20 protein-coding genes are annotated in these 21,580 nt (G+C 68.9%); 7 read left to right on the forward strand and 13 right to left on the reverse strand.

Going from position 1 to position 21,580, the window contains the following annotated elements; translation table 11 throughout:
- The 7 genes from RIE08_09255 to RIE08_09285 all read right to left on the reverse strand — a co-directional run.
- Positions 1-1,022 (reverse strand): IS30 family transposase (locus RIE08_09255; GenBank protein MEQ8717785.1); only part of this gene is annotated, 1,022 nt, incomplete at its 3' end.
- A gap of 56 nt (positions 1,023-1,078) precedes the next feature.
- Positions 1,079-1,963: a glycosyltransferase family 2 protein gene (locus tag RIE08_09260; GenBank protein MEQ8717786.1), complete on the reverse strand. Its 885-nt coding sequence runs from the start codon at positions 1,961-1,963 to the stop codon at positions 1,079-1,081.
- Between the two features lie 229 nt (positions 1,964-2,192).
- Positions 2,193-2,702 (reverse strand): hypothetical protein, encoded by a 510-nt coding sequence (locus tag RIE08_09265; GenBank protein ID MEQ8717787.1) that lies wholly within the window; start codon positions 2,700-2,702, stop codon positions 2,193-2,195.
- A gap of 243 nt (positions 2,703-2,945) precedes the next feature.
- The gene (locus tag RIE08_09270) at positions 2,946-3,131 is read right to left on the reverse strand and encodes a hypothetical protein (GenBank protein MEQ8717788.1); all 186 of its coding nucleotides are present in this window, start codon (positions 3,129-3,131) and stop codon (positions 2,946-2,948) included.
- Positions 3,131-3,571, reverse strand: coding sequence for a CBS domain-containing protein (locus RIE08_09275; protein MEQ8717789.1), 441 nt, complete (start codon positions 3,569-3,571; stop codon positions 3,131-3,133). Before RIE08_09275 ends, RIE08_09270 begins: the two co-directional genes overlap by 1 nt.
- Positions 3,572-3,613: 42 nt before the next feature.
- Entirely contained in the window at positions 3,614-4,942 is a 1,329-nt protein-coding gene (locus RIE08_09280) for an MATE family efflux transporter (GenBank protein MEQ8717790.1), read from the reverse strand.
- Between the two features lies 1 nt (position 4,943).
- Positions 4,944-5,774, reverse strand: coding sequence for a universal stress protein (locus RIE08_09285; protein MEQ8717791.1), 831 nt, complete (start codon positions 5,772-5,774; stop codon positions 4,944-4,946).
- Positions 5,775-5,893: 119 nt separating this feature from the next.
- Between RIE08_09285 and ilvD the strand changes: the two genes are divergently transcribed.
- Positions 5,894-7,573 (forward strand): dihydroxy-acid dehydratase, encoded by a 1,680-nt coding sequence (gene ilvD, locus RIE08_09290; protein ID MEQ8717792.1) that lies wholly within the window; start codon positions 5,894-5,896, stop codon positions 7,571-7,573.
- Here the strand turns inward: ilvD and RIE08_09295 are convergent.
- Together RIE08_09295 and RIE08_09300 are read right to left on the reverse strand one after the other, a co-directional pair.
- Positions 7,560-8,144 (reverse strand): hypothetical protein, encoded by a 585-nt coding sequence (locus tag RIE08_09295; protein MEQ8717793.1) that lies wholly within the window; start codon positions 8,142-8,144, stop codon positions 7,560-7,562. The two genes, ilvD and RIE08_09295, sit on opposite strands and share 14 nt — an antisense overlap.
- The gene (locus RIE08_09300) at positions 8,141-9,373 is read right to left on the reverse strand and encodes an MFS transporter (protein MEQ8717794.1); all 1,233 of its coding nucleotides are present in this window, start codon (positions 9,371-9,373) and stop codon (positions 8,141-8,143) included. Before RIE08_09300 ends, RIE08_09295 begins: the two co-directional genes overlap by 4 nt.
- A 168-nt stretch (positions 9,374-9,541) precedes the next feature.
- On the opposite strand from RIE08_09300, the gene ilvB reads away from it, so the two are divergent.
- From ilvB to RIE08_09320, 4 genes are all read left to right on the forward strand, one after another.
- On the forward strand, positions 9,542-11,269 hold the full coding sequence (gene ilvB, locus RIE08_09305) for a biosynthetic-type acetolactate synthase large subunit (GenBank protein MEQ8717795.1): 1,728 nt from the start codon (positions 9,542-9,544) through the stop codon (positions 11,267-11,269).
- A 3-nt stretch (positions 11,270-11,272) separates the two neighbouring features.
- On the forward strand, positions 11,273-11,776 hold the full coding sequence (gene ilvN, locus RIE08_09310; GenBank protein ID MEQ8717796.1) for an acetolactate synthase small subunit: 504 nt from the start codon (positions 11,273-11,275) through the stop codon (positions 11,774-11,776).
- Between the two features lie 9 nt (positions 11,777-11,785).
- Entirely contained in the window at positions 11,786-12,817 is a 1,032-nt protein-coding gene (gene ilvC, locus RIE08_09315; protein ID MEQ8717797.1) for a ketol-acid reductoisomerase, read from the forward strand.
- Between the two features lie 389 nt (positions 12,818-13,206).
- On the forward strand, positions 13,207-14,670 hold the full coding sequence (locus RIE08_09320; protein MEQ8717798.1) for an ABC transporter substrate-binding protein: 1,464 nt from the start codon (positions 13,207-13,209) through the stop codon (positions 14,668-14,670).
- Positions 14,671-14,697: 27 nt separating this feature from the next.
- Here RIE08_09320 and RIE08_09325 read toward each other — a convergent pair whose 3' ends face one another.
- A complete protein-coding gene (locus RIE08_09325) occupies positions 14,698-17,133 on the reverse strand; it encodes a DUF87 domain-containing protein (protein MEQ8717799.1) in 2,436 nt (811 codons plus the stop codon).
- Positions 17,134-17,222: 89 nt separating this feature from the next.
- On the opposite strand from RIE08_09325, the gene RIE08_09330 reads away from it, so the two are divergent.
- Positions 17,223-17,441: an antitoxin gene (locus RIE08_09330; GenBank protein ID MEQ8717800.1), complete on the forward strand. Its 219-nt coding sequence runs from the start codon at positions 17,223-17,225 to the stop codon at positions 17,439-17,441.
- 39 nt (positions 17,442-17,480) lie between these two features.
- On the opposite strand, the gene RIE08_09335 is transcribed toward RIE08_09330, so the two are convergent.
- From RIE08_09335 to RIE08_09345, 3 genes are all read right to left on the reverse strand, one after another.
- Complete coding sequence (locus tag RIE08_09335) at positions 17,481-17,618, reverse strand: hypothetical protein (GenBank protein MEQ8717801.1); 138 nt, start codon at positions 17,616-17,618, stop codon at positions 17,481-17,483.
- Between the two features lie 164 nt (positions 17,619-17,782).
- Positions 17,783-20,143, reverse strand: coding sequence for an HAD-IC family P-type ATPase (locus RIE08_09340; GenBank protein MEQ8717802.1), 2,361 nt, complete (start codon positions 20,141-20,143; stop codon positions 17,783-17,785).
- A 46-nt stretch (positions 20,144-20,189) separates the two neighbouring features.
- Complete coding sequence (locus RIE08_09345) at positions 20,190-20,906, reverse strand: NUDIX hydrolase (GenBank protein MEQ8717803.1); 717 nt, start codon at positions 20,904-20,906, stop codon at positions 20,190-20,192.
- 59 nt (positions 20,907-20,965) lie between these two features.
- Here RIE08_09345 and RIE08_09350 point away from each other — a divergent pair, with 59 nt between their 5' ends.
- Positions 20,966-21,577: a class I SAM-dependent methyltransferase gene (locus RIE08_09350; GenBank protein ID MEQ8717804.1), complete on the forward strand. Its 612-nt coding sequence runs from the start codon at positions 20,966-20,968 to the stop codon at positions 21,575-21,577.
- Positions 21,578-21,580: the final 3 nt, after the last annotated feature.

Raw genomic sequence — 21,580 nt, forward strand, 5'->3', positions numbered from 1 at the left:
TGGCGGATGAGGCCGTTGGTGTTCTCGTTGGTGCCGCGCTGCCATGGGGCGTGGGGGTCACAGAAGTAGACGGCCATGCCGGTGTCGATGCTGAACTCGACGTGCTGGCCCATCTCTTTGCCGCGATCCCAGGTCAACGACTTGGCGAGCTGTTCAGGGAGGTCGAGAACGTGAGCGGTCAGTGCCTCGCGAGCGAGCGGGGCGGTGCGCCCATCGAAGAGGTCGACGAGCATCAAGAAACGCGACTGGCGCTCGACAAGCGTGGCAACAGCTGACTCGCCACGTCGCCCGATGATGAGATCGCCTTCCCAATGCCCCGGAACGGCCCGATCCTCGACATCGGCGGGGCGGTCCGCCAGCAGCACCATGTCCAACAGGTGCCCGCCTGGGTTCGTTCGCCCATGGGGTTTGCGCCGCGGCCGGCCGGTCCGCAGATGCGTCGTAAGTTCCTTGCGCAGCGCTCCTCGAGCCTGCACGAACAGCGATTGGTAGATCGTCTCGTGCGACACCCGCATCTCCGCATCATCGGGGAAGTCAACCCTCAGCCTCCCCGAGATCTGCTGCGGTGACCACCGCTTCTCCAACCCGGCCTCGACCTCGGCCCGCAGCCGACGACAGGTGGCCAGTTTCGCGGCCTTGGGCCGCCGAGCCTTGTCATGGGAGCGCTCCTGAGCGTGCCACGCCCGATAGTTCTCGCGGCCACCATTCGCGTTGATCTCACGGCTGATCGTTGACGGCGCCCGAACGAGACGAGCAGCGATCGATCTCGCCGACTCGTTGACGAGCAGACCCCGCGAGATCTCCTCGCGCTCAGCCAACGACAGCCTCCGAGCCGACCGCTCGACGGTGCGGGGCTTGACCCCGCCAGTCGCGTTGAGCAGCCGCTGCACCGACTTGCTCGAGCACCCCAACGCTTCGGCGGCGTCCGCGAACCGCTCGCCACCTCGTACCCGATGCTGAAGTTCGAGCCGCTCAGCGAACGACAACCTCCGCGTCGGACCCCACCCCTGCCTTCGTCCCATCAGACCTCCTCGATCGAGCTACGAAACCTGCTCGCTCGCTCGAGATGGTGCAACGATCACTTGAGGCCAAGGTAGGTACGGCCCATGATCGAGGCGAAGCCGTGGTCTTGTACCGCAACACCATTCTGAAGGTCACGTGCAAGTGCTGCCGTAGAAGGCAGAGCATCTGCTAGGGCGGCGTCGATCCCCTTGTTGCGGTAGAGCCGATACCAACGCCTCCAGTGCCAGCCGGTACTCTCAGGAAATCGCTTGTTTCTTTCGTACGCCTGGCCGCCTTGAACGATCTTCTTCTCGAACTGGTTCCGAGACCGAGCCGGAAAGTGAAAGATGTCAATAGGTGCCTCGACGGCGGACGCAGGCGTGTCGAACAAAGCGGCATGGTTCCCCTGAGCGACCTTGACGAGGCCCTCGGTTCGCACCAGCGCCTTGGGTGGCAGGTCAAGGTAGAAATACGGGCAGGGCAGGGGGGAATCGTAGATATTGCGGAGCGCCGGCTTTTCGACAGGAGCCGCAACTCGGTAAACGAGCCGTTCGTACCATGGCTGATCGTCAGGCGAGTCGTATCCCCAGATCATGTTCCGGCGCGGGCAGAGCAATAGATTGTCAGCTGTGGCGGAGGCAATCACATCTTTGAGCGAGCCACCCTTGCTGACCCAAAACTCGTCGGCGTCATTGTTGAGGACCCAGTCAGCCCCCATCCTGTCGCGGGCATAGAGTGCTGCGCGCGTAACCCAAGTTGACTGGTCGTAGTCGCGACCGGGCTCATCGATAATCGTAATCGGGGCAGACCTGCTCATCTCCCCCAGCAGTTCGCGGGTGCCGTCGGTCGACGCGTTGTCGATGGCAACGACGCGATCAACCCCGCGCTCGAGGTGAAAAAGTATGTTTCTCCCAACCAATTCAAGTTCGTCCCGAACGAGTAGCGTCATTACCAGTGTCATCGGGAATCCTTAGGCGCATCCGCATTGCTTGACTTGCCAGAAACGGCGAAGAGGTCGAGATCACTCTCCTTCGTCATGATATCGACTTGCCTTGCGGGAGATGATCGGCCACCTCGAGCTCGGCAGCCACGCCGATGGCCTTGGACGTGACCTTCCCCATGACCTGGTCCTGGGGTGGTGGCGCGTGCTCCACGGTGCCTCTCTTCGATATCGGGTTCGATCGCTGTGACTACGGGGATTCTGCGGTTGCAGGTGCCCAGCCCCAGGTGGATGCGAGGCGGTAGAAACCCTCCCAGATCGCCAATGCTGCGGCGAGCGTCGTGAGGCCCTCCGGCCCTACGCGGCGGGTCACCTCCGCCGCCATCTCGTCGGTGACGGCGTGGACGTCGACGACGAACATCTCGGTCACTGCGACACACGCGGCGACCACGTCGGGGTCGGCCGCCCCGGTCACAGGCGTCGGGGCGTCGAGCGCCCACCGCACGCCGTGCAGTTCGGCGACGCGGCGCCGGCAGGCGTCGAGCACGACTGGTGGGATCCAGGTCTGCTCGTCGAGCGCGGCGACCATGCGCTCCCACAGGGCGGCGAGGCGGGGGTGCCCGTCGATCATCGCGACGTGGGGATCCTCGCCGACCGGCGTCGTCGGAAGCGATGCCACGTCGACCCCGGCGGGGATCTCCGGTGTCGTGACCACGAGGGTGTCCATCCCCGTGGGCTCGAGCCCGAGAACGATGAGCATCTTCGAGAATCCGCAGAAGAAGGACAGGCCGAGGCCGAGTTCGATCCGGCCCGTCGGCGAGAAGTGCGCCTCGAGGTCCGCCGCCTCCGCCGGCGAGGGACGCCCCGCGCCCGTCAGGTAGCGATCCGCGAAGCGCAGCGCGGCTGCGACATCAGGCCGCGAGGCGTCGGTTCCACCGTCGATCGCGTCGATCGTGTCGTCGTCGAGCCCCGCCTCACGGGCGAGGTGAAACCGGACGTTGCGTCACCAGCCGCAGTCCACCATGCGGGCGTTGCGCATCCGGACGATCTCCTTGACTTCCTGGTCGAGGACGCCTTCGCGCCAGAAGGTCGCATAGAGGGTGCGGAAGCGTCGACCCAGCTCACGGTTCTGTTCGAACATCGCCGCGCGGGGGTGGTCGGCGACGGGTATACGCGGGACGGTCGACATCAGCCGTACGCCCCCGGCTCGAGGTAGCCCTGCAGCGCCCGCAGCTCCTCGGTGAGTTCGGTCATCCGTAGCTTGACGATGTCGCCGATGGAGACGATGCCGGCCAGTTCGGTCCCGTCGACCACGGGAACGTGGCGGATCCGCCGGGCGGTCATCATCGCCATGAGTTCACTCGCGGTGGCCCCGGGACGGGCGGTGATCACCTCGGTTGTCATCATGTCGGCGACGGACTCGTCCAGACAGCCGGGACCACGAGCCGCGAGCGCCCGCACGATGTCACGCTCGGAGATGATCCCGTCGATGTGCGCTCCGTCGACGGAGACGACGAGAGCACCGTAGTTGTGCTCGGCGAGGGTGGCGAGGCAGGTCGTGATGGACGCGTCGGGGCGGATCGTGGCGACGCTGTCGCCCTTGTCCCGCAGAATCCGGCGGATGTGCATCGCCACGGTTGTACCACGGCGGCCCCGGCCCGTGCCGGGGTCTCAGGCGGCACCGGTGACCATCCAGGCGTCGCCTCGGAACCGCGCGACCACGGTCACCATCCGCACGACCATGAACACACACAGCGCCCCCCACAGCCAGCCGACACCGAGGTCGGCGACCGCGACGCCGATGGCCAGTGGAACGAAGGCGAGCGCCGAGGCGAGCATCGCCCAGGCGAGATAGCGGAGGTCGCCCGCACCGATCAGCACACCGTCGAGGGCGAACGCGAGTCCGTTGACGGGTTGGAGACCGGCGAGGAACCAGAAGAGGAAGGCGGTGAGGGCGACGACGCCGGCATCGTCGGTGAAGACGCCGGGCAGGACGGGCCGACTCGCGAGCACGGCGAGACCGGCCAGTGTCCCCGTCCAGACCCCCCACCACGCGATGCGCACCCCGACGGCGCGGGCGCGTGCGGTGTCGCCCGCGCCGAGCAGCGAGCCCATCAGCGCCTGGCCGGCGATCGCCACGGCGTCGAGCGCGAGTGCGATGAAGCTGAAGATCTCGAAGGTGATCTGGTGGGCGGCCAGGTCGTCGGTACCGATCCGGGCGACCACGGCGGTCGCGACGACGAAGCTGCCCCGCAGCGACGCCGTTCGGATGAACAGGTCCACTCCCGCGCGGGCGAGACCCGCGATCACCGACGTGTCGGGAAGTAGCGCCACCCCGTGGCGCTTCACAGCGGCCGCGGTCCACCGCACGTACATCGCGGCCCCGATCCACTGGACGATCACCGTCGACAGGGCGGAGGCGCCGATGCCCTGGTCGAACCCGAAGACGAGCACCAACTCGATGACGAGGTTCAGCGCGGCGGTCACGAGGGCGACGATGAGCGGGCGGACGGTGTCCTGGGTTCCGCGCAGGTACCCGACGCCGGCCAGCATCAGCAGCATCGCGGGGAGACCGGCGAGGGAGATCTCCAGGTACGTCTCGGCGTTCGCGAGCGTCTCGCCCCGGCCGCCGAGGAGTCGCAGCAGCGGTTCCATCGTCAGCCACACCGTCAGCGCCAGTGCGACGCCGATGCCCACCGCGAGCCACAGTCCCTGTACGGCCTGGTGGGCCGCCCGGCGGTCCTGACCGGCTCCGAGAAGCCTGCTCACCGAGGCGGTGGTCCCGTACGCGAGGAACGTGAACACCGCGTGGATGATCAACAGCACCTGCGACGCCAGGGCGAGTCCGGCGAGCTGGGGTGTGCCGATGTGTCCGACGACCGCGGTGTCGGCGAGGACGTAGAGCGGCTCGGCGATGAGCGCGCCGAGTGCCGGCACGGCGAGCCGCAGAATCGCCCGGTCGGTCTCGGTTGTCCCGGGCCCCCGGCGGGGCCAGGTCATCTCACTCGGCGGCGGGCACCATCACGAGCGCCACCGACGAGGCCTTGTGGAGCGCCCGGATCGCGTTGCCTCCGACCCGCAGGCCGAGGAATCCGCCCCGGCCTCGCATGCCGACGACGAGGAGGTCGGCGTCGTGCTCCCCGGCGGTCTCGAGCAGACCTTCGGCGGGGGCGGGGCCCTGGACGGCGACGGCGCGGGTGGTGATGCCGGCCTCCACGAGGGGACGGGCCCAGTCCTCGAGGATCTCGGTTTCGATCTGGGCCTTCCATCCGTCAGCCTGCGCGGTGTCGAGAACGGGCTCGTGGACGGTTGCGGCGACCACGTCGCAGCCCGCGGCGCCGGCGAGTGCCTGCACCCAGTCCACGGCCGCGACGGCGCCCGGAGAGCCGTCCACGCCCACGACCACGACCCCGAACGCCGGGCTCGCGTCGGTCGGCACGACCGCGAGGGGGACCGAGACGTGGTGTGCCAGGTACTCGCCGACACTGCCGACGGCGAGGAAGCCGGGCTCGCCGCGCGGGCCGTCGCGTCCGACGACGAGGAGGTCCACGCCGTCGTTCTCCGCGAGGTCGGCCAGCACCTCGCGGGGGTCCTCGGCCCAGACCGTCGTGTCGACCTTCGCGCTCGTCCCGACGGCCTTCACCCAGCCTTCGAGTTCGGCGCGACGCTGGGCGACCTTCGTCTCGAGTTCCTCGGGTAGGACCTTCGGGCTCGACGCGAAGGTGGAGATCGCACGAACGGACGCACCTGTCGCCTCCGCGAGTGCGCATGTCCACCGCAGCGCGGCCTGTGAACCCTCGGACCCCTCGACACCCACCATCAAGCGCTTCATCACGCGATCCCCTTTTCTAGGACGGCCTCCAATATCGCCGTCGCGGCGGATTCGCGCCAGTGAGGAAGGTCCCCGCAACCCGCGGGACCAGCCGGTCGCCACGCAATAGGCTGACCCCCATGAGCGACCCGATGAAGCCCCGCAGCCACGACGTCACCGACGGAAACAAGCGCGCCCCGGCCCGCGCGATGCTGCGCGCGGTCGGGATGCGCGACGAGGACTTCTCCAAGCCCCAGGTGGGCGTGGCCTCGTCGTGGAACGAGGTGACGCCGTGCAACCTCCCGCTCGACCGGCTCGCGAAGCGCTGCAAGGAGGGTGTCCGCGAAGCGGGCGGCTTCCCCCTGGAGTTCAACACCATCGCCGTCTCCGACGGGATCTCGATGGGTCACGAGGGGATGCGGGCGAGTCTCGTGAGCCGCGAGATCATCGCGGACTCCGTCGAGGCCGTGATGCACGCGGAGCGACTCGACGCCTTCGTCTCGTTCGCCGGTTGCGACAAGTCCCTCCCCGGGATGCTGATGGCTGCCGCCCGGCTGAACCTGCCGAGCGTCTTCGTGTACGGCGGGTCGATCCTGCCGGGCAACCACAACGGTCAGGTCCTCGACATCGTCAGCGTGTTCGAGGCGGTCGGCGCGAACGCGGTGGGCGAACTGTCGGACTCCGAACTCGACGCGATCGAGCGCAAGGCATGTCCCACCGAGGGATCCTGCGCCGGCATGTTCACCGCGAACACGATGGCGTCGGTGGGGGAGGGTCTCGGCATGTCCCTGCCGGGGTCGGCCTCGGCCGCTGCTGTCGACCGTCGCCGCGACGACTACGCATTCGCGTCGGGTACGGCCGTCATCGGGTTGCTGCGTGAGAACATCAGACCCCGCACGATCATGACCAAGGCGGCTTTCGAGAACGCGATCGCCGTGGTGATGGCGCTCGGCGGCTCCACCAACGCCGTTCTGCACCTGCTGGCAATCGCGTACGAGGCCGAGGTGGACCTGCACCTCGACGACTTCAACAAGGTCGCGGCGAAGGTCCCGCACCTGGCGGACACCAAGCCCCACGGGAAGTACCACATGGTCGACATCGACCGCGTGGGCGGAGTGCCGGTCGTCATGAAGATGCTGTTGGACGAAGGTCTTCTGCACGGTGACGAGATCACGGTGACGGGCAAGACGGTCGCCGAGAACCTCGCGATGGTGGACCCTCCGGCCGCCGACGGTGACGTGATCCACGCGTTCGACGATCCCATCCACGAGATCGGCGGCCTGGCCATCCTGACGGGCTCGTTGGCGCCCAAGGGGTCGGTCGTGAAGGTTGCCGGGATCGACTTCGACCACTTCGAAGGCCCGGCGCGCGTGTTCGACGGCGAGGACGCGGCGATGGACGCCGTGCTCGCCGGGAAGATCAACGCGGGTGACGTCGTCGTGATCCGCTACGAGGGCCCCAAGGGCGGGCCGGGGATGCGGGAGATGCTCGCCATCACCGGAGCGATGAAGGGTGCCGGACGCGGCGGCGACGCTGCGTTGATCACCGATGGCCGCTTCTCGGGTGGAACGCACGGTTTCTGCATCGGCCACGTCGCCCCCGAAGCCGTCGACGGTGGCCCGATCGGCCTCATCGCCGAGGGCGACCGCATTCGCATCGACGTGCGGGACCACACGATCGACCTCCTCGTCGACGACGCGGTTCTCGAGGAACGTCGGGCGAATCTCAAGATGCCCGAACCGCGTTACACGAAGGGCTTCCTGGCCAAGTACGCGTCCCTGGCGGCAGGAGCGGACCTGGGCGCCATCACCCGTCCCTGAGCCAGGCCTCGTACCTCGGCGGGTCGGACCAGGCGCCCGTGCGCGCGTCGAACGCGGCCGCCTGCGACGCCATCCACCCGTGGGCTGCGCCCTCGCGTACCGCCGACGACGAGATCTCCGCCACCCAGTCGGGGACGGGGAGGCGACGATCCGGTGGCACCGGGTCGGGCGGTCGGGGTGCCACGGTCACCTCGGGGAGGCGGGCGAGGGCGGCGTCGCGATGGGCCTCGTCGTCGTAATAGGTGACGTCGTGCAGTTGCGCCCACTTGTCGGCCCCCATCACGACGAGGTCGTAGCCGTGCGCGATATCGGCGATGAGCCGGGCGTCGGTGACGACGACGCCGAGACCGGGGATCGCTCCGGCCACCGCCTCGAGTACCTCGAGTCGGTGGGAGAGCAGCGGACGCTCGACGTGCTCCTTGTCGAAGGGGAGCCGCGAAACGGCCAGATCGAGACGGTCGAGCCGGTGGTGGGCCAGTGCCGTCCGGGCGATCTCGATGTGGGCGACCGTCGGCGGGTTGAAGGTTCCGGGGTAGACGCCATGGCGGCCCCCGCCGGGTCCGGCGGTCACGCCGCTACTCCGGACGGTGCCGGCGGGTCGGGCTCGGGCACGAGTGCGAGGGCGGCCACGGTGGCCACCAGCGCCGACACGGCGAGGATCGACACGCCGGTCATCCCGGTGTCGGTGAACAGCCAGGCGGCGGGCAGCGACGTGGCGGCCCGGGCGACGGTGAAGACCGCGATGCCCACGCCGACGAGGCGGCCACGGGCAGCCGGGTCGAGTTCACCCAGCAGCGGCAGGGCGGAGATGAGGGTGAACTCGAAGGCGAGGACCGTCGCGGACAGCAGGAGGATCGCTACGGCGAGGGTTCCCGCCAACGGCAACAGCGCCATCGGTACGGCCATCGCGAGCGCGCCGCCACGCACGGCGCGTCGCTTTCCGAGACGATCTGTCAGCCACACGGTCGCGCCGGTTCCTGCGAGCTCGGCGAAGCCGAGCACGAGGGCTGTCAGCCCCAGCCCCGCGACGTCGAGGCCGAAGTCGTCCTCGAGCCACGTCGCGAACGTGACGAGAACCGCCTGCATCGCGATCCACACGCCGGCGAGTGCGCCCAGGAATGCGACGACGGCGCGGGTGGGGCGCCACGGCGAGCGTGGTGCTCTGCGCCGATGGGAGGGGTCGCGGAAGCGTGCGAGCACGAGCGGCACCATCGCGATGTTCGCGAGGCCCATGACGACGAAGGGCCAGCGCCAGTCGCCGACCCCGATGAGCAGTGCGAGTAGGGGCACGCCGATGAGGAAGGACAGGGCCCAGCTCAGTTCGGTGAGCCCTGTCACCCGACCCCGGACGGCGAAGGGCACGGCGGTCGAGATCCATGTGTTCATCGCCGTGTCGAAAGCGACCTTGCCCAGCGCCAGCACGGTCAGGCCGGCGCCGAAGAGAAGGATCTCGGAGCTGACGCCGGCCACGATCGACCCGACCCCGGTCGCGGCGAGCCCGAGAGCGAGGACGGAGCGCATGTGGCCCCGGTCGGCGCGGCGTCCCACCGCGGGCGCAGCGAGTCCCGCCGCGTCGCGAGCCGTCAGCGCGGCCCCCATCGTCGCCAGCGACACCCCGAGGCCGCCCGCGACCGTGGGGATGAAGGCGAAGACCCAACGGAAGCCGAGATTTCCGGTGAAGCGTGCCCCGGTGAGGACGGCGAGGGTGGTACCCGACGCCTCCGAGGCGGCGTTGTCGACGTTGCCGGCGCCAGAGGCCCCGACACGATCATGGGCATCTGCCTTGTCGCCCGACGTCACGCCGGGCATACTGTCACCGATGCGAGCCGAAGATACGCGACTCGAGGTAATCACCTAGCGCACGGTCCTCGACGATCGTGCGCGCCCGACCTCCCCCAGTGGGAGGTCGCTTTCGTTTCCGGGCCCGCATCGCTTCGCCGACGGGTCCACGACCCGGGAGAGTTCCCAATGAAGTTGAACGGTGGCCAGGCTCTGATGAAGTCCCTCGAGCTCGAGGGCGTCGACGTGCTCTTCGGCCTTCCCGGCGGTGCGACCCTGCCGCTGTACGACCCGCTGATCGACTCGTCGATCCGCCACATCCTGGTGCGCCACGAACAGGGTGCCGGGCACATGGCCGAGGGGTACGCGCACGTGACCGGGCGCGCCGGTGTGGCGCTCGTCACGTCGGGCCCCGGGGCGACGAACATCGTCACGCCGCTGTGCGACGCGTACATGGACTCGATCCCGCTCGTCGTGATCACCGGTCAGGTCCCGTACGCGGCGATCGGCACCGACGCGTTCCAGGAGGCCGATACGACCGGCATCACGATGTCGGTCACGAAGCACAACTTCCTCGTGACCGAGGCGCAGGACATCCCCCAGGTGATCCACGACGCCTTCCACATCGCGACGACCGGGCGCCCCGGGCCGGTGCTCGTGGACATCCCCAAGGACATCGTCGACCCGAACAATCCACGGTCCGGGCTGGACTGGCACGAGCCCGACGGCCACGACCTGCCGGGCTACAACCCGGCGACCGAGGTCGACCCCGAGCTGATCCGGCGGGCGGCCGATCTGATCGTCGCCGCGGAACGGCCCGTCATCTACTCCGGTGGAGGGATCCTGAAGGCCCGGGCCGCGGAGGCGCTGCGGGACCTCGCCGAGCTGACGGAGATCCACGTGGTCACCACGTTGATGAACCGGGGCGGGTTCCCCGACGACCATCCCTTGTGCCTCGGGATGCCGGGGATGCACGGCAACTACACGGCGGTGACGGCCCTGCAGGAGTCGGACCTGTTGATCACCCTGGGAGCCCGATTCGACGACCGGGTCACCGGCAAGGTCGACGCGTTCGCCCCCCACGCGAAGATCATCCACGTGGACATCGACGCCGCGGAGATCGACAAGGTCCGCCGGGCCGACGTCGGCATGCGTGGCGACTGCCGGGCCGTGATCGAGGCCCTCGTCGCCGAGTTGCGAGGTCGCAGCGGCCTGCACACCGTGGATCGTTCGTCGTGGAACCAGACCATCAGCGGTTGGCAGGAGCGCTACCCGCTGACCTATGAGCAGTCGGCCCCCGGCGAGGCACTCAAGCCCCAGTTCGTCCTCGAGCAGCTGCGTGACGGGACCCCTGACGACACGATCGTCGTGTCGGGCGTCGGACAGCACCAGATGTGGACGAGCCAGTGGTGGAAGTTCAACCACCCCTACACCTGGGTCAACTCCGGCGGCCTCGGCACGATGGGGTTCGCTGTCCCGGCGGCGATCGGCGCCAAGGTCGGACGCCCCGACCGGATGGTCTGGGCCGTCGACGGCGACGGCTGCTGGCAGATGACATCGCAGGAACTCGTCACCGCTGCCGCGGAGCGCATCCCGGTGAAGATCGCGATCCTCAACAACGCCTACCTCGGCATGGTCCGCCAGTGGCAGGAGATGTTCTACGACGAGCGGTACTCCGAGGTGTACCTCTCGCCGGATCTGCCGGACTACGTCGGCTGGTCACGAGCGATGGGGTGTGAGGCGTTCCGCGTCGAGGACGTGGACGAGGTGGAGTCGGTCATCGCCAAGGCGAACGAGATCGACGACCGCCCCGTCGTCGTGGAGTTCCGGGTCGAATCCGCCGAGAAGGTCTTCCCGATGGTTCCATCGGGACGATCGAACTCCGACATCGTCGTCGACCCGAGTCAGCAGGGCTGAACCGTGGCGAAGACACTCCACACCCTCGTCGTCCTGGTCGAGAACAAGGCCGGTGTGCTCGCACGGGTCGCCGGCCTGTTCGCCCGGCGCGGCTTCAACATCGAGTCCCTGGCCGTGGCGCCGACACCCGACGAGCGCTTCAGCCGGATCACCTTCGTCGTCGACGTGGCCAGCGCCCCGCTCGACCAGGTGGTCAAGCAGCTGGACAAGCTCATCAACGTCGTCGAAATCCGCCAACTGCCGCCGGCCGAGTCGGTCGAGCGGGAACTGATGGTGGCGACGGTCAACGCGTCGGCCGCGCAGCGCGGCGAGATCATGGACCTCGTGCGGATCTTCGAGGCCCGCGTGCTCAACGTCGGCCCCGACCATCTCATGGTGTCTCTGTCTGGTTCACCGGGCAGAGTGGACGACTTCGAGGACCTGCTGCGACCCTATGGGATCGTCGAACTCCAACGGACCGGCCGCATCGCGCTACCGCGCCTGAGCCGGACCACCACCCCCGCCTGAGGAGGCACAGTGGCTGACATCTACTACGAAGCCGACGCCGATCGCTCCGTCATCGCGGACCGCAAGGTCGCGATCATCGGGTACGGCTCTCAGGGTCACGCGCACGCGCTCAACCTCAAGGAGTCCGGTATCGACGTGCGGGTCGGTCTGCGTGAGGGGTCGTCGTCAGGGGCCAAGGCCGAGTCGCAGGGCCTGCGGGTCCTGTCGATCGCCGACGCGTCGGCCGAGGCGGATCTGATCATGGTTCTCGCGCCCGACACCGAGCAGGCGTCCATCTACACCGACCACATCGAGCCGCACCTCGCCGACGGTGACGCCCTGTTCTTCGCCCACGGCTTCAACATCCGCTTCGACCTCATCGTGCCGCCCTCGAACGTGGACGTCGCGATGGTGGCGCCGAAGGGTCCCGGACACCTCGTGCGTCGCACCTTCGTCGAGGGCGGCGGGGTTCCGTGTCTGATCGCGGTCGAGCAGAACGCGTCTGGCCGCGCGACCGAGCTCGCGCTCGCCTACGCGGACGCCATCGGCGGGGCCCGCGCCGGGGTCATCGAGACGACCTTCACCGAGGAGTGCGAGACGGACCTGTTCGGCGAGCAGGTCGTTCTCTGTGGCGGGCTCACCGCGCTCGTCACGGCCGGGTTCGAGACGCTGACCGCCGCCGGCTACCAGCCCGAGGTCGCGTACTTCGAGTGTCTGCACGAGCTGAAGCTCATCGTGGACCTCATGTACGAGCAGGGCATCGGCGGGATGCGCTACTCGATCTCCGACACCGCCGAGTACGGCGACCTGACCCGGGGACCCCGTGTCGTGGACGACCACGTCCGAGAGACGATGCAGACCATCCTCGACGAGATCCGCTCCGGCAAGTTCGCCGAGGAGTGGGTGGCCGAGTCCCGCAGCGGCCGTGAGAACTTCCACCGCCTCGAGTCGGCCGGACAGCAGCACCAGATCGAGAAGGTCGGCGCCGGCCTGCGCGAGATGATGCCCTGGATCAGCGCTGGCCGCGAGGCCGTCCAGGACGCGTCGGGCGGCCAGGGCTAGTTCCCGGAGGAGCTCCCGCCGGAACGCGTCGCGCTGTTCGGTGCCGCCCGGGCCACTGCGGTCGGGCGGTCCGATGGAGCGGTGTGGCTCCGATAGAGCGGTGTCATAGCGAATTCGGTCAGGAACGGGCGCGCTGCATCGACATGGCAGTTGCCCGTCGACTGACAACCCGGCCGCTCCCGAGCACCGAGGGCTTTCGCTGTGACGTTGCTCGGGGCTGCTCGGGGCTGCTCGGGGGCCGAGGGCTTTCGCTGTGACGTTGCTCGGGGCTGCTCGGGGCTGCTCGAGCGCCGAGGGCTTTCGCTGTGACGTTGCTCTCACCGGCCCCAGGCAAGCCCGGCGCGAAGGCGTGCCCGGGCTCACGCCGGGCGACGCCCTAGCCTGAGTGCGTGCGTGTTCGTCTGACAGCTCTCGTCGCCGTGGTCGGCGCGCTCGGCCTTGTCGCCTCGGCGTGCGGATCACCGGACCTGACACCGACCGGAGCGGCCGCGACCTCGACGAGTTTCACCACCACCACGCTGCCGGGCGGCCCCGACGACACGGGCACCTCCACGACGTCGACGCCCCCGACCTCCACCACCTCGACCTCGCTCGACGTCGGACCGCCGGGCACGGCCGATCCCGGGTTGACAGCTGACACCATCCGGATCGCCGTCATCGCCGACGTGACGAGCGGGGAGATCGGCGACCAGATCTTCCTGCCGGCATGGCAGGGGATCGATGCGTGGGCGACGGCGGTCAACCAGTTCGGCGGGCTGGCCGGGCGGCGTGTCGAGGTCGAGTTCATCGACTCGGCGGTGGTCGACCACGCCGAGGCGATCCAGACCGTGTGCACCGGGGACTTCTTCGCGCTCGTCGGCTCCCAGGCGCTCTTCGACGGCGAGGGCATCGAGGTACTCGATTCGTCGTCCTGCGGGATTCCCGACTTTCCCTCGGCGGCCTACAGCGCAGCGCGCCGCAATTCCGGTGGGACCTTTCTCCCGAACCCGCTCCTCAACGACATCGTCCAGGTCGGGCCGGCGGGCGCCCTGGCCGACCTGGATCCCCTCGCCGCTGCGACGACGGCCACGTTCTTCACCGGCCTTCCGGTGTTCGACCTCGAGGTCGAACGGGCCCTGGAGGGGGCATTGTCGGTGGGGTACGAATTCGTCTACGACCCGACGGTCGAGTTCGACGAGGACTTCGGGCCCATCGTGGACGCGATGGCCGATCTCGAGGTCTCGGCCGTGCAGTGGGTCGGCACCGGACAACGTCTCGCCGACCTGCTGACGGCCATCGAAGCGACGGCAGGTGCCGGTGGGGCGCCCACGGTGGATCTCTCGTTCGTCAACTGCAGCACCCTGTGCTACTCGCCCGCAATCGAAGCCCTCGGCGACGCGGCCGCCGGTGTCACCGTATGGCTGCCCCACCTCCCGCTCGACGAGGTCGAGTTGAACGCCGAACTCAACGCATACCAGTTCTGGCTGAATGTGAGCGCGGGTGATGACGAGGTACGTGAGCCTCATCCGGTCGGAGTGGCCGCCTGGGCCGCCGGGCGCCTGTTCGAGGATGCAGTGAACCGGGCGATCGGTAGGGGCACGGCGTCGGAGAACAACGGCCGCCTGACACGCGATGCCGTCATCGCCGCGGCCCGCACCCTCTCGTCCTTCGAGGCCAACGGCCTGTACGCGGAGCCGTCCAATCCGGCCGCGGGGGTTCCCACCCCCTGCTTCGTGCTGGTGCGGTGGAGCGGATCAAGCTGGGAGCGTCTGTACCCGGCGCTCGAGGGCACCGCCGACTGCAGCCCTTCGAATCTGTTCCTGCTCGAGGACACGACCGACCTCGGGGTCGATCCGCCGAGGGACGGCGGCTGAGGCGGACCCGATCGGCCGCTCTCCCGTTCAGTCGGTCGGCACCCAGACCAGGATCGGGTCGTCGACATCGATGTCGTTCTTCTCCAGACCGACGACCACCGACTCGATCGCGCCGGCCCGTTCCTCCCAGTCGTCGAGGATCTCGTTGAGGGACTCGGCCAGTTCCGCCTCGAGGTCCGCGAGGTCGTCGACGGTCTCACCCAGTCGACGTCGGGCCGTCTCGAGCCGCTCCTCGGCGTTGTCCCGGGTGCGGCGGCGCCCCGAGGCTCGTCGGAGGTCTCCCAGTACGCCTCTCGTGCCGCGACGGCCGCCCAGCAGGCCCCCGAGCAGGTCACCGACACCGGAAAGCACCTCGTCACGGGAGCGGTTCGCAACGTCGGTCTCGAGTTCCCGGACACGGTCCTGCGCCTTGGCGATGGCGTCGCGCACCCGGTCGGACTTCGACCGCAGGGTGTCGCGCAGCGAGTCGGCGTCGGCGTCGGCGCCTTCATCGGCGGCCACGTCGCACCGGCGGGCGAAGTCCTCGCGCGTCTCGCCGGGACGCGACCACAGTTTCAGTTCCGGGTTGTGGAACAACTCGACGGTCGCCGACCGGTGCAGGTGATCCCGTATCCGAGCGCGGGCTGAACGCCAGAACGAGGCCTGATCGAGGCGTGCATCGACCAGCACGTGAACGGCGCCGTCCGGGGGGTCGTCCACGAGATCCCGGTCACCTGTCTCCACCATCACGGCCGTGTCCGGGTCGAGGTGGTCGCTCAGCGGCGAGAGGACGAGGTTCCACGACATCTCGTGGCGCAGGTCGGCCCTGCGCTCGTCGAAGAGGGCGGTGGCCTGCACGAGCAGTGCCGGCACGAGTCGCCGGCCACCCGGCGTCGCGCCCACCGCGTCGCCCCAGGGCGCCGAGGGGTGCAGGTAGGCGACCCGCACGCCTTCGGCCACCGGCGGCACGGCGATCGTCTCGTCGTCCGCCAGTGCCGGGGATCGGTCACCGTCGCCGGCGACGCCGGCGTCGCCGGTGTCGGCGGGTCCGGCTCCAGGCGCGGCCGCTGTCGGCCCCGCCGCGGGACCGGCGTGACCGTCGGCGCCGTCGTGAGCCGTGAGTCGTGAGATCTGATCCCGGGTGAGGGGTCCCGCGAGGTAGGAGATGGCCCACCGTGTCGAGAAGACCTGCGGGCCGGCCGTGTGGGTGGAATGGAGTAGGAACTCTCTCTTCGCGAGGCCGCTGATGGTCGCATCGATCGTCGAGAGGTCGGTGTCGCCCGCGGCCGAGCGCATCCCGTCGAGCAGGCGGGCCTTGTCGCGCTCGGTCTGGAGCCTGCCGATCATCCACGTCCCGGCGTTCGACATCGCCTTGTAGTCGAGGTCCACGGGGTTCTGTGTGGACAGGACCAGGCCCACGCCGTAGGCGCGGGCCTGCTTCAACAGGGTGAGGATCGGCTTCTTGGCCGGCGGCTGCGCGGTCGGCGGGACGAAGCCCATCACCTCGTCCATGTAGACGAGCAGTCCGAGGTCGGGGCGGCCCGGACGGCTGCGCATCCACGTGACGAGCTTCGACAACACGAGGCTCACGACGAACTGGCGTTCTTCGTCCGAGAGGTGGGCGATCGAGATGACGGCCGCCTTCGTGGCTCCGGTCCCGGTGGGGGTGGCCACCAGCGCGTCGATGTCGAGGTCGGCGCCCATCGCCCACGTGGCGAAGGCGGGGGAGGCGGCGAGACCGTTGAGGCGCAGGGCGAGCTCAAGCCGGTCGTCGGCGCTGAAGAACGTCTCCAGATCGATCACGCCGAGCTTGCGCATCGGCGGGTCCTGGATCGCCGCGATCAGGGTCGCGAGGTCGAGGTCGCGCCCTTCACCCCATGCGTGGTGGATCAGGTTCGCAACGAGGATGTGCTCCCGGTCGGCCAGAGGGTCGGCATCGATGCCGACCAGGCGCAGCAGTCCCGTCGTGAAGCTCTCGATCTCGTCGGTGAGTGCCTCGGGGTCGGCGTCGACCGGTGCCCGCAGCGAGCCGACCACGTTCAGCGGGACACCTGCGGCCGAGCCCGGTGTGTAGATGGTCACAGCCGTCTCGCGGTGTTGCGCCTCGAGTCGCTCCGCGTCGATGCCGGAGCGTTCGAGACCGCTCTGCCAGGTCTCGGCAGTCGCCGCGGCCGCATCGGTCCGCGTGGTCGGCGGGTCGGGTTCGGGCACCCACGGCTCGAAGTCCTCGGCGCGCATCGCCGGGAACGTGAGGGCGAGGTTGCCCATGTCGCCCTTGGGGTCGATCACGAGTGTCGGGATACCCGCAGCCAGCGCCTCCTCGATCAGGATCACCCCGAGACCCGTCTTGCCGGAGCCGGTCATCCCGACGATCACGCCGTGGGTGGTCAGGTCCGACGCTTCGATAGCGGCCTCGGAGCCCGTATGCTCGTGGCTCACCGGATCGACGGTGTGGCCGACGAAAAGATTGTCGGAATCGGACATGGTGGTCCTCACTGCTACGGACTCGGTCCGGGCGGAGAATAGGCCGCTTTCCCCGTCGTCGCCGATCCACGTCATGAAGGGACACGCACATGGGATTCCTCGACAAGCTCAACCTGAAGAAGCTGCGCGGCCAGGCCACCGACATCGCTGACAAGCACGGCGACAAGATCGCCGACGGCGTCGACAAGGCGACCGACATGGTCGACGACAAGACCGGTGGCAAGTACAGCGACAAGCTCGACCAGGTGGACGAGAAGGCGGCCGATGCGATCGACAAGCTCGCGGACGAGGGCGCCGAGGAGTCCTGAGACCGGTGGCGCCGTCATCGACGGCGTGACCGGGGCGGGTCAGGCGACCTCGTTGAGCTCCCGCAGCTCGGCGAAGTCGTCACGGCGACGGGCGAGCAGTGCGGCGAGGAACTCGTCGTCGGAGGCGTCGTCGATCGTCGGCTCGTCGGCCCATCTGATCCGGTCGCGCTCGTCCATGTCGGTTCCTTTCCGCTGGGTCCATCAGACCAGCGGGAACCGACGACGCGGTTGAGGACCGTTGACGATCCTGTTGCGATTCCCGCACGGATCGGTGTCGATGGGGCTCCTGTGGCCGATGTTGCTGCTGGGGGAACGCGGCTCAGAGCCGTCGTAGCCGGCGGTCAGTCACTCGCACGGGCGAGCGTGAGACCCGGGATCACCTTCGGGAGGGCGAGAATCATCGCTCCGCCCACCACCACCGCTGTCGCCGCCGGCCCCCACAACCACAGATCCGGGTTGTCGAGCTCGAAGTAGTCCCGGGTGAAGTCCCAGGCCATCACGAGCGCGTACGAGGCGACCATCGCGAGAACCAGCCCCAGCTTCCACGCCACGAGCGGGCGGCTCGCCGTGATGAGGATCATGAGCCCGAAGCCGAGAAGGGTCATCGTGGCGATGGTGCGGGCCTCGTCCAAGGTGACGTCGGTGTCGCGGCGCGCGAACTCGTAGACGATCAGCGTCCCGGTGGCAGCGATGATCCCGGCCGGGATCGAGAACTTGAGTACACGTCGGATGAAGCCGGTTTCTACGAGGTTCACGTTCGGGGCCAGGGCCAGGAAGAGACCCGGTAGCCCGATCGAGAACGTACCGATCAACGTTAGGTGCCGGGGTAGGAACGGGAACGACACACCGATGATGCCGATCACGGCGGTCAGGACGAGCGCGTAGGTCGCCTTCGCGACGAAGAGGTTGGCGACCCGCTCGATGTTGTTGATGACCTTGCGACCCTCGGCGAGCACGCGGGGGAGGGTGGCGAACGAGTTGTCCAACAGGACCAGTTGGGCGACCGCTCTCGTCGAGGACGAGCCCGAGCCCATCGCGATCCCCATGTCGGAGTCCTTCAGGGCGAGCACGTCATTCACGCCGTCACCGGTCATCGCGACGATGTGTCCCCTCGACTGGAGAGCGGAGACCATCGCCCGCTTCTGGTGGGGTGTCACCCGGCCGAAGACGGCCGTCTCCTCGAGGACATCCGCGAGCTCGTCGATGTCGTCGGGCAGTCCCCTCGCGTCGATCGCCGTGTCGGCATCGGGCACACCGGCCCGTCGGGCCACCGATGCCACCGTGGCCACGTTGTCGCCGGAGATGACCTTCAGCGTGACGCCCTGGCGGCGGAAGTAGTCGAGGATCTCGGGGGCGTCGGGGCGCACGGTGTCGTCGAGCAGGACGAGGGCCACCGGCTCACGCCGGGCGGGCAGCGCGTCCCCCTCGAAGCTCCCGTCGGCGCGGGCCAGTAACAGCACCCGGTGTCCTTCGGCCGCCGCGGCCGAGGCGCGCTCACGTTCGGTCACGTCATCGTCGTCGAAGAGGATGTCGGGAGCGCCGAAGTAGTAGACGCCCCGGTCTTCGAACTCGGTGGCAGACCACTTGCGTGCCGACGAGAACGGTTCGGTGTGGACCATCGTCCAGCCCGTGGGTTCGTCCACGGCGGTGGCCACGGCCGCGAGGGTCGCATTCGGCGACGGGTCCGACGCCACGATCGCGCCGAGGGCTTGGCGGGCCTCCTCGAGCGAGTGGCCGCCCACGGGACGCAGCTCGCCGAAGGAGATCTCGCCGGTGGTGATGGTCCCGGTCTTGTCCAGACAAAGGGTGTCCACGCGGGCGAGAAGTTCGACGGTGGCCAGCTCCTTGGTCAGCGCGCGTTGGCGTGCGAGTGCGATGACCCCGGCCATGAACGCGAGCGAGGTCAACAGGACGAGGCCGTCGGGCACCATGGCGACCGCGGCGGCGACAGTCCCGGTGAGTGCCTCCTGCCAGGTGTCCTCGGCGTCGAGGAGCGAGATCAGCAACAGGACCGATGCGGGGGGGATGAGGATGATGAGGGCGCGCAGTACGAGGTTGATCCCGGAACGGAGCTCCGAGTTGACGAGGCTGAACTGTCTCGCCTCTTCGGCGAGCGAGACGGCGTACGCCTCGGTGCCTATCCGCGTCGCCACGTAGCGTCCGGACCCCGCTGACACGAACGATCCCGACATCACCTCGTCGCCCGTGGACTTGTCGACGGGGTCCGCTTCGCCGGTGAGGAGGGATTCGTCGATCTCCAACCCGAGGCAGCTCACCACTTCGCCGTCGACGACGACCTGATCGCCGGGGCTCAACTCGATGACATCGTCCGCCACGACCTCGCTCACGCCGACCTCGCTGACCTCGCCGTCCCTGAGCACACGCGCCTTGGGCGCCGACAGGACCGCGAGCCGCTCGAGTTCGCGCCGGGCGCGGACCTCCTGGGCGATGCCGATGACGCTGTTGGACAGGACCACGCCCACGAACAGAGCATCACGGGGGGCGCCGGCCACCAGGATGAGCACGAACAGCGTCAGCATGATCGCGTTGACCGGCGTCAGCACGTTCGCCCGCACGATCTGGCCGAAGGTGCGTACAGGGGCATCGGGAACGTCGTTGGTTCGTCCTGCGCGGACGCGGTCGGCGACCTCGGCGGAGGTGAGCCCGACCCGGGCCCGTTCTGTGGGGTCCATCAACGCCATGAACCGTGCACGCTACAGGCCTGCGGGGTGCGGTCGGGGCCGTCCGTCAGGAGATCTCGAGGTGCCAGGCGGCATCGCGCATCCACAGGCGGTGACGGGGACCGGGTGTGTCGGTGTCGCCGGTCTCCCAACCGGCGTCGCCCTCCCACATCGCCACTGCACCATCGGTGATCATGACGAGGTTCGTGCGGTACGTCGGCGGTTCCCGCGTCCGCGCCTCGGCGAGGACCGATGCGACGTCGTCGTGGCGGGCGAGGTCGAGCAGCGACAGATAGGTGGGCGGGAGGAGGCGGATCTCGCCCGCGTCGCGCCGGGAGAACGCCTCCGTCGGCGTCGTCCAGACGTGGTCGGTGATCTCGGCTCCGTCGGGCTCGGCCATGCCGGCCGGAGCGGTGGCGACGAAGAACCAGGTCGAATAGCGCTTGGGTGCCGCCGGGGGTGGGATCCACAGCGACCAGGGCTCCAGCGCCTGCGGGTCGACGACGAGGTCGACCTCCTCGGCGGTCTCGCGTGCCGCGGCGTTTCGGCCCACCGACGGGCTGAACCGGTTGGCCTCCCCGTGGATGTCGACGTCCTCCACCTGTCCGCCGGGGAACGCCCAGACGCCGCTCACGAAGCGGTCGGAACGGGCGTGTCGGACGAGGAGGACCTCAGGCCCCGACGGTCCGTCGCGTAGCAGCAGGGCCGTTGCGGCCGCCAACAAGGCCGGGTCACGGTCGGGGAGGTTCTCCCAGTTCTCGTACCAGTCCCGGTCACGACTCATCGTCGGCGACGGTACCGCGTGGGCCGCTCGTGATCCGGCTGCGCGGTACCGTCGTCGGCGTGGGCCTCTACCGCGAGCAGATCCTGCCCCGTGTCATCGACCGGGTCGCGGACACACCTGCTCTGCGGGACCTGCGCACGGAGGTCTGCTCGGCCCTGTCGGGCGAGGTGCTCGAGGTGGGCTTCGGGTCCGGACTCAACGTCGCCCACTACCCCGACTCGGTCGATTCGGTGACCGCTGTCGATCCCGCCACCGTCGGCCGACGCCTGGCGGCCGGCAGGCTCGCTGCCAGCCGGGTGCCGGTGGCCTTCGCGGATCTCGACGGTGACCGCCTACCTCTCGGTGACCACACCGTCGACGAGATCCTCGTCACGTTGACCTTGTGCACGATCCCGGACGTGGACGCGTCGCTGGCTGAGATGCGGCGCGTGCTGCGGCCCGGTGGGACCCTGCGGTTCTTCGAACACGGCCGGGCCCCCGACGCCGGGGCGCGTCGCTGGCAGAAGCGTCTCAATCCGCTCTGGAAGCCGCTCGCGGGTGGGTGCAACCTCGACCGCGCGATCGACGAGATCATCCGTCGGGCCGGCTTCGCTGTGGACGTCGAGCGGCGGCGCCTGCCCGGCGGCGCCGTCTTCGCCTCGATGTACGTCGGCACGGCCCGGCCCATCTGAGGC

The sequence above is a fragment of the Acidimicrobiales bacterium genome (genome assembly GCA_040219085.1).
Lineage (GTDB): Bacteria > Actinomycetota > Acidimicrobiia > Acidimicrobiales > JAVJTC01 > JAVJTC01.

Excerpts from the sequence above, each read along its gene's own strand:
- ilvD (MEQ8717792.1), top strand. The coding sequence starts at position 5,894 with ATGAGCGACCCGATGAAGCCCCGCAGCCACGACGTCACCGACGGAAAC.
- RIE08_09345 (MEQ8717803.1), bottom strand. The coding sequence starts at position 20,906 with ATGAGTCGTGACCGGGACTGGTACGAGAACTGGGAGAACCTCCCCGAC.
- RIE08_09325 (MEQ8717799.1), bottom strand. The coding sequence starts at position 17,133 with ATGTCCGATTCCGACAATCTTTTCGTCGGCCACACCGTCGATCCGGTG.
- RIE08_09265 (MEQ8717787.1), bottom strand. The coding sequence starts at position 2,702 with ATGCTCATCGTTCTCGGGCTCGAGCCCACGGGGATGGACACCCTCGTG.
- RIE08_09260 (MEQ8717786.1), bottom strand. The coding sequence starts at position 1,963 with ATGACACTGGTAATGACGCTACTCGTTCGGGACGAACTTGAATTGGTT.
- RIE08_09275 (MEQ8717789.1), bottom strand. The coding sequence starts at position 3,571 with ATGCACATCCGCCGGATTCTGCGGGACAAGGGCGACAGCGTCGCCACG.
- RIE08_09280 (MEQ8717790.1), bottom strand. The coding sequence starts at position 4,942 with ATGACCTGGCCCCGCCGGGGGCCCGGGACAACCGAGACCGACCGGGCG.
- RIE08_09270 (MEQ8717788.1), bottom strand. The coding sequence starts at position 3,131 with ATGTCGACCGTCCCGCGTATACCCGTCGCCGACCACCCCCGCGCGGCG.
- RIE08_09330 (MEQ8717800.1), top strand. The coding sequence starts at position 17,223 with ATGGGATTCCTCGACAAGCTCAACCTGAAGAAGCTGCGCGGCCAGGCC.
- RIE08_09340 (MEQ8717802.1), bottom strand. The coding sequence starts at position 20,143 with ATGGCGTTGATGGACCCCACAGAACGGGCCCGGGTCGGGCTCACCTCC.
- ilvB (MEQ8717795.1), top strand. The coding sequence starts at position 9,542 with ATGAAGTTGAACGGTGGCCAGGCTCTGATGAAGTCCCTCGAGCTCGAG.
- RIE08_09335 (MEQ8717801.1), bottom strand. The coding sequence starts at position 17,618 with ATGGACGAGCGCGACCGGATCAGATGGGCCGACGAGCCGACGATCGAC.
- RIE08_09285 (MEQ8717791.1), bottom strand. The coding sequence starts at position 5,774 with ATGAAGCGCTTGATGGTGGGTGTCGAGGGGTCCGAGGGTTCACAGGCC.